Annotated in this window: 12 protein-coding genes; 7 read left to right on the forward strand and 5 right to left on the reverse strand. The window is 49.1% G+C overall.

Going from position 1 to position 13,774, the window contains the following annotated elements:
* Window positions 1–351: 351 nt before the first annotated feature.
* The gene (gene remA, locus H6F93_RS25130) at window positions 352–615 is read right to left on the reverse strand and encodes an extracellular matrix/biofilm regulator RemA (RefSeq protein ID WP_190642661.1); all 264 of its coding nucleotides are present in this window, start codon (window positions 613–615) and stop codon (window positions 352–354) included.
* Window positions 616–866: 251 nt separating this feature from the next.
* On the opposite strand from remA, the gene H6F93_RS25135 reads away from it, so the two are divergent.
* Entirely contained in the window at window positions 867–2,579 is a 1,713-nt protein-coding gene (locus tag H6F93_RS25135; RefSeq protein WP_190686984.1) for an Rqc2 family fibronectin-binding protein, read from the forward strand.
* Window positions 2,580–2,746: 167 nt separating this feature from the next.
* Here H6F93_RS25135 and psaJ read toward each other — a convergent pair whose 3' ends face one another.
* Window positions 2,747–2,881, reverse strand: coding sequence for a photosystem I reaction center subunit IX (psaJ, locus tag H6F93_RS25140; RefSeq protein ID WP_190642662.1), 135 nt, complete (start codon window positions 2,879–2,881; stop codon window positions 2,747–2,749).
* Window positions 2,882–3,037: 156 nt separating this feature from the next.
* Complete coding sequence (locus tag H6F93_RS25145) at window positions 3,038–3,520, reverse strand: Photosystem I reaction center subunit III (RefSeq protein WP_190642663.1); 483 nt, start codon at window positions 3,518–3,520, stop codon at window positions 3,038–3,040.
* 171 nt (window positions 3,521–3,691) lie between these two features.
* Here H6F93_RS25145 and tsaD point away from each other — a divergent pair, with 171 nt between their 5' ends.
* Entirely contained in the window at window positions 3,692–4,735 is a 1,044-nt protein-coding gene (gene tsaD / locus H6F93_RS25150) for a tRNA (adenosine(37)-N6)-threonylcarbamoyltransferase complex transferase subunit TsaD (RefSeq protein WP_190642664.1), read from the forward strand.
* 74 nt (window positions 4,736–4,809) lie between these two features.
* Here the strand turns inward: tsaD and H6F93_RS25155 are convergent, their stop codons facing one another.
* On the reverse strand, window positions 4,810–5,811 hold the full coding sequence (locus tag H6F93_RS25155) for an alpha/beta fold hydrolase (protein WP_190642665.1): 1,002 nt from the start codon (window positions 5,809–5,811) through the stop codon (window positions 4,810–4,812).
* A 49-nt stretch (window positions 5,812–5,860) separates the two neighbouring features.
* Window positions 5,861–7,216 (reverse strand): proton extrusion protein PcxA, encoded by a 1,356-nt coding sequence (locus H6F93_RS25160; protein WP_242043611.1) that lies wholly within the window; start codon window positions 7,214–7,216, stop codon window positions 5,861–5,863.
* A 383-nt stretch (window positions 7,217–7,599) separates the two neighbouring features.
* Between H6F93_RS25160 and H6F93_RS25165 the strand changes: the two genes are divergently transcribed.
* From H6F93_RS25165 to H6F93_RS25185, 5 genes are all read left to right on the forward strand, one after another.
* Window positions 7,600–9,690 carry a recombinase family protein gene (locus tag H6F93_RS25165; RefSeq protein ID WP_199314007.1) on the forward strand — a complete coding sequence of 697 codons (2,091 nt, stop codon included), beginning with the start codon at window positions 7,600–7,602 and terminating at the stop codon, window positions 9,688–9,690.
* A gap of 167 nt (window positions 9,691–9,857) precedes the next feature.
* Window positions 9,858–10,421 carry a pantetheine-phosphate adenylyltransferase gene (gene coaD, locus H6F93_RS25170; RefSeq protein ID WP_190686914.1) on the forward strand — a complete coding sequence of 188 codons (564 nt, stop codon included), beginning with the start codon at window positions 9,858–9,860 and terminating at the stop codon, window positions 10,419–10,421.
* The gene (locus tag H6F93_RS25175; protein ID WP_190642668.1) at window positions 10,319–11,062 is read left to right on the forward strand and encodes a F0F1 ATP synthase subunit B; all 744 of its coding nucleotides are present in this window, start codon (window positions 10,319–10,321) and stop codon (window positions 11,060–11,062) included. Before coaD ends, H6F93_RS25175 begins: the two co-directional genes overlap by 103 nt.
* 44 nt (window positions 11,063–11,106) lie before the next feature.
* A complete protein-coding gene (locus H6F93_RS25180) occupies window positions 11,107–12,912 on the forward strand; it encodes a proline--tRNA ligase (protein ID WP_190686917.1) in 1,806 nt (601 codons plus the stop codon).
* A 6-nt stretch (window positions 12,913–12,918) separates the two neighbouring features.
* Complete coding sequence (locus H6F93_RS25185; RefSeq protein WP_190686920.1) at window positions 12,919–13,722, forward strand: LmeA family phospholipid-binding protein; 804 nt, start codon at window positions 12,919–12,921, stop codon at window positions 13,720–13,722.
* The last annotated feature ends 52 nt before the right edge of the window (window positions 13,723–13,774 follow it).

Genomic DNA, 13,774 nt, shown 5'->3' on the forward strand with positions numbered 1-13,774 from the left:
TAGGCAACACACTTTTAAGCGATAGTGCCTGACTTACCAAAATGTCCATCTGAAGTGTCCATCCGATGGATATCAAACTATCAAAGCGTTTCAACCAGGGGAATGTTTTTGGGTTCGGCTTTTCCTAAAGTTGAGTTAGGAGTAGGTGATTTAATAGGTTGAGTGCGATCGCTAGTCTATTTCAGCACGACCTAAAATGCTTTGGTAAGCAACGCTGCATTTAGATAGAAATATAGTTTTACTGCACTAAGTTAGTTAATACTTGCCTCAAATTCTGGGTCAAACTTATGCCCTCACCTTGAATGTTTTGTGAGCGATTTAGGAAGTAGCAACCGCTTAAAAAAATCAGTTTTAATCATCGCTTGCACCGTCTTTACTAACCACAAAACGATTAGCAACGGTTTCGGGTTGAATTGCAGAAAGAATAATGTGACCAGAATCAGTAATAATCACTGCCCGAGTACGACGACCGTATGTAGCATCAACAAGCTGTCCGCGATCGCGAGCGTCAGTAATGATACGTTTAATAGGGGCGGATTCTGGACTCACAATAGCTATCACTCGGTTGGCGGATACGATGTTACCAAAACCGATATTGATCAGCTTAATGTCCATAATAAATAGAATGACCTAGCCGAGTAAAGGTTTAAAAAGTCTTAATCTCAATACTATCGACAAAAAAAATGACCAACAAGCTTAAATTCCCGAAAATCCCCGTTCTTTGCTTTTATTCTCCGTTTTTTCTACCTTTTGGCATAAATTCTTTGACTTAAGAGCCTATGATCGGCTAGCCATTCTAATTGAAATTTCTCAAGTTGAATGAAGCGACTGACTCAATTTTGTTGTGATTGAAAAGATGTTCTGCTTTGCAACCCGTTGACTTTACGACTCTCATGGCTGCCTGCGCGGAATTGCAGACAGATTGGTTGCCTGCTCGACTAGAGCAGGTCTATCAACGCGATCGCCACACCATCGCGTTGGCTCTGCGAACCTTAGATCAGCGAGCCTGGCTAACGCTATCCTGGCATCCGCAAGCTGCTCGCGTTTGCATTGGCGACCCACCGCCGCGTGTACCAGATACCTTTACCTTTAGCCAACAGCTTCAGCATCAGCTAAAGGGGTTGGCGCTGGTGACGATTAAGGCGATCGCTCCCTGGGAACGCGTTCTCGACCTGCAGTTTGCCCGTCGCCCAGGTGAAGACGCACTTTGGCATCTCTACGTCGAGATCATGGGCAAATACAGCAACGTGATTTTGACTAACCAGGAAGATCTCATCGTCACGGCGGCGCATCAGGTCAGTTCCCAACAGTCGAGCGTACGCCCAATTCAAACGGGGCAACCTTACGAAGTTCCGCCCGCGCTGACTGATCCTGCTCCCAGCTTGAGTGAGGCTCAATCCCGCTGGCGTGAGCGAATTAGTCTTGTTCCTGGCTCGTTAAAGCGCAATATCCTGAAAAGCTATCGGGGACTCAGTTCTACTCTGATTGCTTCAATGGCACAGGCTGTTGAACTGGAGCCCGATCAACCGACGGATAGCTTAAGCGATCGCCACTGGCAACAGCTATTTGACTGCTGGCAAACCTGGCTACGAGCACTAGAGCAACAGCAGTTTCAACCGGGTTGGTTGACGCAGGGCTATACCGTTATGGGCTGGGGCACTGTTGAACCTGTCAAGTCTGTGCAGGATTTGCTCAACCGTTACTACACTGACCAGCTCAATCAGCAAGAATTTTCACAGCTGCGCCACCAAATTGGACAAAAATTAAGCAACATTCTAAAAAAGTTAAACGTTAAAGCGCAGGACTTTCGAACTCGTCTCCAGCAGTCTGACCAGGCAGATGACTATCGAGAACAGGCAGATCTGCTGATGGCGCATCTGCACGAATGGCAACCAGGTATGAAGGCGATCGCCCTGGCTGATTTCACCACCGAAAGACCGATTACCATTCCGCTCAATCCAGAAAAAAACGCCGTCCAAAATGCTCAAGCGCTTTACAAACGACATCAGAAGTTGAAGCGATCGCGAGCTGCGCTAATTCCCTTGTTAGATGAAGTCCAGGCAGAAATCGCCTATTTGGAGCAAGTCGAAGTCGCCATTTCCCAGCCAGAGCAATACCAAACTCCCGATGATCTGCTTTCCCTCGCAGAAATTCGCGATGAACTGATCCAGCAAAAATATCTTGAAGCCCCTGACCGCCGTAGTTCTGCCCCTCCCAGCACCGATTTTCGTCGGCAGCAAACGCCCGGGGGGCACGAAGTTCTAATTGGACGCAACAACCGCCAAAACGATCAGCTAACTTTCCGTTTGGCAGGGGACTATGACCTCTGGTTTCACGCCCAGGAAATTCCTGGTAGCCATGTGCTGCTCAGGCTCCAGGCAGGTGACGTTCCTGATGAAGCAGACCTCCAATTCACCGCTGACCTGACCGCCTACTACAGCCGCGCTCGTCAAAGCGAACAAGTTCCCATTATTTACACTGAACCTAAACACGTCTACAAACCCAAAGGCGCAAAGCCTGGAATCGCCATCTACAAAAACGAACGGGTCATTTGGGGGCAACCTCAGCGGGTGAAGTAGACCGGAATACCGATTCGTATTCCATGAAAAAATGGGCACGAGTCTGCACTCTTTGCCCATTCCGTAGTCGCTTACAGCAACGCCATAGACTAAAACACATCACAGCTTAAGCAATGTGCTTTTTATCTATGGCGTTGATTTCAAAACTAACGAAATCTTGTCAAAACCTACGGCAGCGGGTGGAACAGCAGGTCAGGGAAAAAGCGGTTAAATTCAATCAAAGCTCCAGCAATAACAAACAGGCAAGCTGTCGCGAACACCGGAGCGGTCGATAGATATTTCAGGAGATACTGCGATTGCATGAATATGCTCCAAACATTCAGAAGATGAATTAAGTTGTCGGTTGCGTAGGTTGGGTTAGCGCTAGCGTAACCCAACAAAACTGAAGTCAATGCTGGATTTCACGAGAGTTCGATCCAACCCAATTCAGCAAGTTTGTCAGCTAGAAGTTAACAGAATTATCGAGGTGAAATTGGAATTTCTTCTTCTTTCGCGACTAATTCGCCACTCAATAACTCTTTAATGGCTGCTAGGGGCCAAAGGAGAGAAGAGAGGATGATACCAATGGCACGAGGCACATCGATAACGACTTCATTCATTTCAGGGTCTTTTTCACCGCGTACCGAAATTAGGTAAGAGCGACCAGACCAGCCAATCAATCCGGCAATGTAAAGGAAGAGAATGCCAGGAATAAGAAACTCGCCTGCATGATTCAGACGACCATCTACAACCAAATGGGGCAAACCTTCGGGACCACAAAGCAGATTATCACCGTAGAAATCAAATCGCTTTTTAGCTTGTTCTGTCTTAGCGTTAGAGGCACGCTGTTGAAAAGCGGGGGTGTCAGCGCAGGGGGTTAACCCGGAGACATCAGCAGAGGCAGGAGGTGCAAAACCTGCCCATAGAAAAAGAACTAGCACTAGAGCAAACAATCGTTGCATGGAATTGTTTCCCTTTATTACAAAAAGCAAAGTCTTTTGTACAAAAAAATTAAGTTATTTGTACAAACAAAGTTGAACTTCAGAGCAATCATACTCTCACAGGGAAACCCAGTAAAGTTAAGCTTTTAAAAGAAATTGATTGAATAGAAGTTTGGGCTTTTTTAGCAACGTATGGCAACGATTTTGGCAATTGAAACGAGTTGTGATGAAACGAGCGTTGCGGTGGTGCGCGATCGCCAGGTGTTGAGCAATGTAGTTTCGTCTCAAATTGCCATTCACCAACAGTATGGCGGCGTGGTGCCAGAGGTGGCATCTCGTCAGCACGTAGAGATCATTAACTGGGCGATCGCCCATTCCTTGGAGCAGGCTCAACTCGACTGGTCTGGAATTGATGGCATTGCTGCAACCGCTGCACCAGGGTTAGTCGGGGCACTGCTGGTCGGTCTAACGGCTGCAAAAACGCTGGCAATGCTGCATCAAAAGCCATTTCTAGGTGTGCATCACCTGGAAGGGCACATCTACGCTTCCTACTTAAGTGAACCGGCGCTGGAACCCCCGTTTCTCTGTTTGCTTGTCTCTGGGGGGCACACCAGCTTGATCTACGTCAAAGATTGCGGTCACTATGAGACGCTGGGTCAAACCCGTGACGATGCTGCTGGAGAAGCTTTTGACAAAGTAGCAAGGCTGATGAACTTGGGCTATCCGGGTGGACCCGTGATCGATCGACTGGCGGCTGAGGGCAATCCCCAGGCTTTTTCCTTGCCTGAAGGTCAGGTTTCCCTTCCAGAAGGCGGCTACCATCGCTATGACTCTAGCTTCAGTGGCTTAAAAACTGCTGTGCTGCGGTTGTCCCAAAAGCTGCAGCAGTCCGAGGGAGCTTTGCCTGTGGCGGATCTGGCTGCCAGTTTTCAGGATACGGTGGCGCGATCGCTCACCAAACGGGCGATCGCTTGTGCCCTCGACTATGGGCTAGACACCATTGCGGTTGGCGGTGGTGTTGCGGCTAACAAAGGGTTGCGTCGTCGCCTCCAAGCTGCCGCCGCAGAGCGCAATCTGCGCGTGCTGTTTCCGCCCATGCAGTTTTGCACTGATAATGCTGCGATGATTGGCTGTGCAGCTGCCGATCATTTCAACCGGGGACACAGATCACCGCTGACCTTGGGGACACAATCTCGAATGGCGATCGCCAACGTCATGCAGCTTTATGCGACTTAGGAAATTTGTGAGCCAGGTTTTGTCCTCAAGGGGCAAACGACTGCTTGCTATCACCAAAACCTGATTTAACTCAATCAGAACTCATGCTTCGCGACAATCCTTTGAATTTGAGCTGCCACTTCCTCTGGCTGCTCAACCATCGCTAGGTGTCCACAGTCAGGAATTTCAACCACATTGTTGCCGCAGCATTCAAACGAAGGGTGAAAACTGGCCAAGTGACGAACGTACTGAGGTTCCATGATCGTGTCTTCTGCCCCAGCAATAAAGTACACAGGCTGCTGCAGTCGGGAAACAACCTGGGGCAGACTGTGAACCTCTGTCTCTGTCGTTGAGTCCAGTAGTGTTCCCAGAGCGGCTTCTGGATGTGCCGCGACCCAATCTACTAACCGCTGCTTACCCCACTGCCGCGTTAGTGGACGCGCCACATTCATCCGCGACATCGGCAGATCGAGCAGCGGCAAACGACAGAGCCAGCGTGGACGCAGCTTGACCAACTGCTGCCCTGCTGCCCGAAACCGCTCAAACTCCTCTTTGAGGTAAATACCACCACCCGAATTTACACACACAACCCCTCTAATTTTCTGGGGTAGCTGATCGGCAGCCCATAGAGAAATACTGCCTCCCAGAGAATGACCTACCAACCAGGCAGTTGAAATTTCAAGCTGCTCCAGCAAAACAGTCAAGTCTTGTGCATAAGCAGCTGGAGCATATCGAGAAGGAACCGTTAAAGTAGCGTTTTGCTTTAGAACACTCGATTGAGCAACTGAACTAGTGCTGCCTGACTGAACTCGGTCGAACTGAGTTGAGCGCTCGGATGAGCTGTTCTGCTCAGCAGCAGACATTTGTGGCGATGAAGCTTGACTGGAAGGCTTAGGGGTTGCAGCTTGCGAGCGACCAAATCCTCGCAAGTCATAGGATAAGCATTGATAGTGAGGCGATAGCTGCTGAATGGTAGGCCGCCAATATTCACGGCTCAGCAGCCAGCCGTGAACAAAAACCAGAACGACAGAGCTATCTCTGGGAGGAGTTAGCTCATAGGCGTGAGGGACTCCCAGGACATCAACGGTTTTGACCATACTTCTATGGTATCTCGAAGCGCTCTGAAATCTGGCATTTCTGATCGCCTTACTCGTTCATCGTCTTGTAAGTCGCGACAGCCGAAGGCGAGATCCGATTCAAATATCGAAAGATCCAATACTTGAATACTGTATCTAAAATTACAGGAAAGGTTGCAATAAACAAGAAAATAAAATCTCGATTGGCAGGCAGTCCTAAGTGTCTAGAAACCCCCTCCAAGATGACTTCCCATCCATGAGGTGAGTGAAAACCGACGAAGGTATCAGTCAACAAAATAATAATAAAGGCTTTAGCGCTATCGCTAAGTCCATAAACCAACTCATCAAAAAATGACTTTAAAACTTCAATCTCTCGTTTGCTGAAGTAAATAACACCTGTAAATGCAATTAAAGAGATTAAGTCAGAAAAAACATTTTTAATTGCGTTAGAGCTTCTCTGGCGATATTCCTCCTCGATCTCAGATGCCCTGTGTCGTAATACTTCTGCGATCGCTTCTTCAGAAACCGGTGGAGCCTTACCAATGAAACTTTCAAACCTAATTCTTTCCTCATATCGGTGCAGTTCATCCAGTGCCTCTTCTTCCATTTCTGCATTTAGAAAAACTTCGGCCTGCTCCTCATCTCGGAGAGAGTCAACCAGCGGTCCGATGAGAAAGTTCTTCGAGATTTGCTGAGTTAGCAGCGGAATGATAATGAGCAACAGAATAAATCTTAAGGAAATAACGGTTCTAGCTTTGGAGCTACGGAAACTATCAACAACCTGCTCTTCCGCTTTAGGATCGAGTTCTCGTTTAATTCGATCTACCGTTCTTAGAATCGACCTGGGCAAAACTCCAGTTTTATCAGCAATAGAATCACCGTCGGTTGATAAATCTGGCTTAGGCTGCTTCTTGGCTGACTGATCCGGTGAATTATTTTGAGGTTCAATACGCCCTGGCTGCCGCACTTTTACATCAGTAATCTGAGTGGATTCTGAAATTGAAATTAAGGAGGAAGGCTTTTGTCTGACAGAACTATAGCGAGCAAGAACTTCATCTACTATTCTGAGCTTCTTTAGAATAAGACCGGGTTTGTCGATAATGCTGATTGCACGTAAATCAGCATTTTCTTCTAACTGAATCTCGGTAATTTTTTGATTGGAAATCTGCAAAATGGAGCTGCTGGTTTTGAACTCTGCCAGCCTCACTTTTGCAATGTTCAAGTACTTCGTCAGTTCTGATTGAAAGTAATCCTGTGCGCTCTTGCTATAAGTTCCATAGTCAGTCGATATTTTACTGCCACCAAAATGGGCATCTTCGATCGCTTTGATTCTTAAAGCAGCTTCATAAGCCTCGTCTAAGGCACGCTCTGGTGTTCTCAGAAACCACTGATTAGCACCCTGCAAATACCCTTTAATCGTTGCCAAAAGAGATGTTTTCATATGTGGTTTAGCGGGTGCCTAACATGTTTTCTAGCAGCTTATGTCTAAAGATATTCAACTTTTGTGTTTAAACAATCCAATTTATTCATACTAATCTTAAAGGAGTTGTGAAAGGGGTCCCTGACGAAGTGCTTTTCTCACGGACTGTTCGTCTTACTGTTGATTTAGGACCGCTGTAGATTTGGCAGGCAAGTAAACTTCAAGCTCAATAAACCTTGATAATGCCTAACTTATAATAAGGCTAGAAAACTTCCTAGTATTTAAAGGTTAAGGTACGTAGTATCATATCAAATCCGTCCTCCAGCTCGTCCGTTGCGACTGCCTCTGTTTGGCTCGTCGGCTCAACTCGGAGTGGTAAGACGAGCCGCTTGATTGAGCAATTTCAGGTTCTAGCTCAGTTTTTTGCAGAACAGCCTCATCCTCATCCTGCTCCTGCTACCTTGGTCTTTGCTGCCAATGGAGATAATCGGATTGACCTGGCAGACCGCATTGCAGTAGCCACTCAAGCTCAATTTCCCTTTGATTCCACAACTCCACTTGGCTTTTTCCAGAGTGAGGTTGTGCTGTTTTGGCCTCTGCTGGCACAACAGTTGGGCTTAAAGACTCAATTTCCGCTGCGGCTGCGCCCGGAGACTGAGCAGGAATTAGCGACGCGGCTATGGCGACCTGAGCTAGATGACGGACGGCTTAGTCAGGAAGGAGTCAGTGAGTATTATCTGGTGCGTCGAACACTCGATTTGCTGCAGCTAGCCGCAAGTGGGGGCATCCCCACGGAGGACATTGCCAGCGTCTTAAAGGATGGGTTTGCGGGGCAAGAGGGGTCGGCTGACCTATGGAACTGTATGCAGGAAGTGTTGCTGCGCTGGCAGACGTGGTGTCTGGAGCGAGGACTGCTGACCTATGGGATTATTTCTCAGCTTTACTGGCGATATTTGTTGCCGCATCCCACTTATCAACAGCAGCTTAAACGCCGCTATCGGGCGATCGCCGCTGATGATGTGGATGAATACCCGGCGATCGCCCGTTTCCTCTTCGAGTTTTTGCTCGATCAGGGTATTCCCGGCGTGTTTAGCTATAACCCAGACGGTTCAATTCGATTAGGTTTGGGCGCTGATCCTGACTATCTAGCTGGATTAGCTGCACGGTGTCAGGTTGAAACCTTATCTCCCCAACCAGACAGTTTGACTGAAACCTGGGGTGAAACGATAGTGAACTGGATTCAAGAACCGCTATCGCTACCCGAGCTGCCAGATTCTATCTATTCAATTCAAACCACTTCTAGAGCACAACTGCTGCGCCAGACGGCAGAAGTGATCACAACGGCAATTCACTCTGGGCAGGTGCAGCCTCAGGAAGTAGCGGTGATTGGACCCGGTTTGGATGCGATCGCCCGATACACGCTGCGAGAAATTTTGACCAGTCGGGCGATCGCCGTCGAATCACTCAACGACCAGCAGCCGCTCAACAGTTCCCCCATGATTCGCGCTTTGCTAACCCTGATGGCATTTATCTATCCAGGGCTAGGTCATTTGCTCAACCGCGATGCCGTTTCTGAAATGTTGGTTGTGCTGAGCCAAACTCCTGCCTTTGATGCAGGGCGATCGGGACTCGACCTAGCGAGAATTGATCCTGTGCGGGCAGGGTTACTAACCGACCACTGCTATCTTCCCGACTCCGAGCACCCCCAACTCCTTCCCGCTAATGCTTTCCCTCGCTGGGATCGGCTGGGTTACCAAGCAACTAGCTTCTATACCGACCTACTGCAATGGGTCGAGACGCAACAAATTCAGCAGCAACAACGCCTGATTCCTAATCCTGTTGTTCTGCTCGATCGTGCTACTCAGCGCTTCCTCTCGGGTGGTAGCAACTTACCCTACGATCAACTTGCCGCCCTCAGAGAACTGATGGAAACCTCCCAGCACTACTGGGAAGTAGATAATCGGCTGAGGCAAGCTGATGCAGCAGGTTCCGTAGCAAGTCGGGCAGAATCTCCAGTCTCTGTCAGCGTCGGACACTTCATTCAGCTACTGCGTGACGGGACGATAACAGCAGACCCTTTTCCCGCTCGTCCAATTGGACCAACGAGTCAGGCAGTCACCCTGGCGACCATCTTTCAATACCGCTCAAACCGTCGTTTTCATCGCTGGCACTTCTGGCTTGATGCAGGTTCTGCCCTTTGGCTAACGGGGGGTGGACCTTTATTTGGCGCACCTCTATTTTTGCAATCTTGGTCAGGACGCCCCTGGACAGCGGCCGAAGCCACGGAAGCCGATCAGCAACGCCTCCAGCGCCAAATCTTAGACCTTCTTGGTCGAGTGGGTGAACGAGTCTACTTGTGCCACAGTGAACTAGCCACCAACGGGCAAGAGCAAAACGGGCCGTTACTCAACCTGGCAAATTCTGCCACGGCAGCCTTCTCCGAATATGCTTTAGAGAAATATGCTCCAGAGTTGGTTTGACTAAAGTGTTCAACTCAGTGCAAGTCATTCAATAAATTCCACCCGATAGAAATTTCTTTGTTTTCGCCGTTAACGCCTCCGTTGCCATCTGTATAATGTCCTGATATTCCCAAGATGGCAGTATCAGCATCCGGTAAAATCGCTTCAGCGAGTCGAGAAACTAAATCGTGATTGCAGTGTATCCTGGTAGTTTCGATCCGATTACGCTGGGTCATCTGGATATCATTGAGCGAGGCTGTCAGCTCTTTGATCAGGTGATTGTGCTGGTATCGACGAACCCTAACAAAACGCCGCTGTTTTCAGCGCAGAAACGGATAGAGCAAATTTGCTTGACCACCCGTCATCTGCCCAACGTTGAAGTTGATAGCTTTGACGGTTTGACTGTAACCTATGCAAAAATGCGAAAAGCTGGGGTGCTGTTGCGGGGTCTTCGAGTCCTCTCTGATTTTGAGAAGGAACTCCAGATGGCTCATACAAACAAAACGCTCTCAGACGATGTTGAAACCGTTTTTCTAGCCACTTCAAACGAGTACAGCTTTCTGAGTAGCAGCCTAGTTAAAGAAATCGCTAGGTTTGGTGGTCCTGTAGATCATCTTGTCCCTCAACCCGTTGCCCTGGATATCCATCAATGTTACGCCAAGACTCCGACCGTATTAGCCCCGACCGTAGCGGAAGTACCCCACATGCCGGAGTCTCCGCTGGAGGTTCCTACGGAGATGCAGCCCGAATAGGCGGCCTTGATATCCAGCGAGAGCTCAATAAGCTGGAAGAGATGATTCTCGACAGTCCCCGGATTCCTCTGAGCAAGCGGACTTTGGTGGATGAAGAACAGTTGCTCGATCAACTTGACTTAATTCGACTGAACCTGCCAACGGCATTCCAAGAAGCGGCAGAAGTGGTTCGTCACAAGGAAGACTTGTTGTCAGAAGCAGAGCAGTATGCTCAAGAAATTTTGGAAACTGCAGAGCGACGAGCTGCCCAAATCTTGGATGAGATGGGTTTAATTCGGCAAGCTGAGCTAGAAGCACAACAAATTCGGCAGCGGGTGCAGCAGGAATGTGAAGCCGCACAAGAGCAAACGATGGCTGATATTGATCGAATGCGCCGCCAAGCTCAGCAGGAATTAGAGGAAATTAGGAAGCGGGCGATCGCCGAATCCGAGGAGATCCAGCAAGGCGCAGATGACTACGCCGATAGCGTCCTCAAAGGCATGGAGCAACAGCTTAGTGACATGATTCGTGTCATTCGCAATGGTCGTCAACAGCTTCACCCAGAGCCACCTGCTCCACAAAAGCCACGGGAATCTAGTAGCCCCTCTGCAAATCGCCCTACCCCAGCTCAAAAATCTGCGTCAGAGCGATCGAAGAGCTAGTAGTCTAGACTTCTGTAGGAAGACAATTTGTAGGAAGGCAAACCATGCGGCTGTCACAGATGCTCTTTTTAACCCTGCGGGAAGATCCAGCAGAGGCAGAAATTCCCAGTCATAAACTGCTGCTGCGGGCAGGATACATGAGGCGAATTGGCAGTGGTCTTTATGCCTACCTACCGCTGCTGTGGCGCGTCCTCAAGAAAGTCTCACAAATTGTGCGAGAAGAAATGGACGCTGCCGGAGCGCAGGAATGCTTGCTAACTCAGTTGCAGCCCTCAGAGTTATGGCGCGAATCGGGCCGGTGGGATACCTACACCAAAGCTGAAGGCATCATGTTCGCCTTAAAAGATCGGCAGGATCGCGAATTGGGGCTAGGTCCAACCCATGAAGAAGTCGTGACGGCGATCGCCCGTGACATGATCCGCTCCTACCGTCAGTTGCCGGTCAACCTCTATCAGATTCAAAGCAAATTCCGAGATGAAATCCGCCCCCGCTTTGGTCTGATGCGTGGGCGAGAATTCATTATGAAAGATGCCTACTCCTTTGATATGGATGAGGCAGGCATGAAAAAGTCCTACGAAAAGATGTATCACGCTTACAACAACATCTTTCGGCGATCGGGATTGGCATTTCGGGCTGTGGAGGCAGATTCGGGGGCGATCGGTGGTTCCGGTTCCCAGGAGTTCATGATTCTAGCGGACGCAGGCGAAGACGAAGTTCTCTACACGGAGGACGGACAATACTCTGCCAACGTCGAAAAAGCGGTTTCCTTACCGCTCGATGCTGAACCTTCCGGTTTCAAGAAATACGAGAAATTAGAAACCCCTGGAACGCCAACCATCGCTACCCTCTGCGATTTCCTCAAGTGTTCACCCACGCAAATCGTCAAAAACGTACTTTACCAGGTGACGTACAACAACGGCATGAACGTGCTGGTGTTAGTCAGCATCCGGGGCGATCAGGATGTCAACGAAGTGAAATTGCAAAATGAACTGGTAAAACAGGCAGATCAGTACGGTGGCAGCACAGTGATTGCGCTAACCGTTCCTGACGCTGAGGCCCAACAAAAGTGGGCGGCAAAACCCTTGCCGCTAGGTTACATTGCTCCTGATTTGGGTGATGATTACATTCAGTCATCCAAAAATTTAGCTCCAAAGTTTTTGCGAATAGTAGACCCAACCGCAGTTGAGCTAAAAAACTTTGCGACAGGAGCAAATGAATCAGGGCATCACGTCGTTGGGGCAAATTGGGGTGAGCAGTTTCAGCTTCCCAAGCTAGCTGTAGATTTGAGAAAAGCCCAAGCAGGCGATCGCGCCCTACATGACTCCAGCCAAACCCTCCAAAGTGCCAGAGGCATTGAAGTTGGTCACATTTTCCAACTCGGCTTGAAATATTCCAAGTCAATGGGTGCAACCTACACCAACGAGCAGGGTGAACCCGCTCCCATGTACATGGGCTGCTACGGGGTGGGTGTGTCTCGACTGGCACAGGCGGCCGTTGAGCAATCCTACGATAAGGATGGAATCATCTGGCCCGTGGCGATCGCTCCCTATCATGCGATCGTCGTCATTCCCAACATTGCCGATGCCAACCAGGTAGAAGCGGCTGAAAAGCTGTATACCGAACTGAATCAGGCTGGTGTAGAAACCTTGCTCGACGACCGCGACGAACGGGCCGGAGTCAAATTTAAAGATGCTGACCTGGTCGGTATTCCGTTTCGGATTGTGACGGGGCGATCACTCCAGTCTGGCAAAGTCGAAGTGGTCAAACGTGCTACCCGCGAATCTGAAGAAATTGCTCTGGATCAAGTGCTGCCTACCCTCAAGCAATGGATCGCTGAAGCTCTCTCTTAACCCGATATGGAATTCTTCACCATTCTTCTGTCCGGCTTGCTGGGTATTCTTTCCCCAGCTGGCTTGGTTATCGACAGCGTAGCTGAAAATGCTATCCGCGATCAGTTAGAGGACGTTGAGCAGCTAGAAGTCCGGGTGGATAACGCACCCAGCTACCAAATCTTGCAGGGTAAAGTTCAGCGAGTCAGAATTGCTGGACGTGGACTCTTTCCTGTAGAGGCTTTGCGAATCGACACGGTGGAAGTGGAGACAGATACGATCGCCATCGATCCTGAGCGCCTCCAGGAGGGTCAGGCTGCGCTGGAGCAACCCTTGCAGGCAGGAATCCGACTGGTATTAAAGCAATCAGACTTAAACCAGGCTTTGCAATCTCCTGAAATTGCCGAACAGTTGCGTGATTTTAGCGTCAATCTAGTTAGCCGTTCAGGAGCTGAGGAATTACAGCGTTATGACTTCATCGACCCGCAGGTAGAGTTCATAGGCAACGATTCCGCAGGTAGCACGGCTCTAGGTCGCATACGAATTCAAGTCATTCTACGCGAACAGGAAACTCAAGAAGATTTGCAAATTCTTGCAGAATTGGGATTAGAAAAAACCTCAGCCCTACAGCTTCAGATTGTTGAGCCAATCGTCCGTGCCAATGGAGAACCCGTTCCGCGCCAGCTTATTCAGCCATTGATTGACGGCATCAACCAACAGCTCAACCTGAATAATTTAGAAACTTTTGGCATCACAGCTCGACTTCTACAGGTAGAGTTAACCCCTGAAGCGCTGAATTTAGCTGCATTTGTTCAAATTCGTCGGCCTTGAACTCCGGAAACCGGGTTAGCACTGCTGTAGTTAGAGAGCTGAGATAAATTCA

Origin of the sequence: Leptolyngbya sp. FACHB-671 (assembly GCF_014695745.1) — a bacterium.
Taxonomy (GTDB): domain Bacteria; phylum Cyanobacteriota; class Cyanobacteriia; order Elainellales; family Elainellaceae; genus JAAUTN01.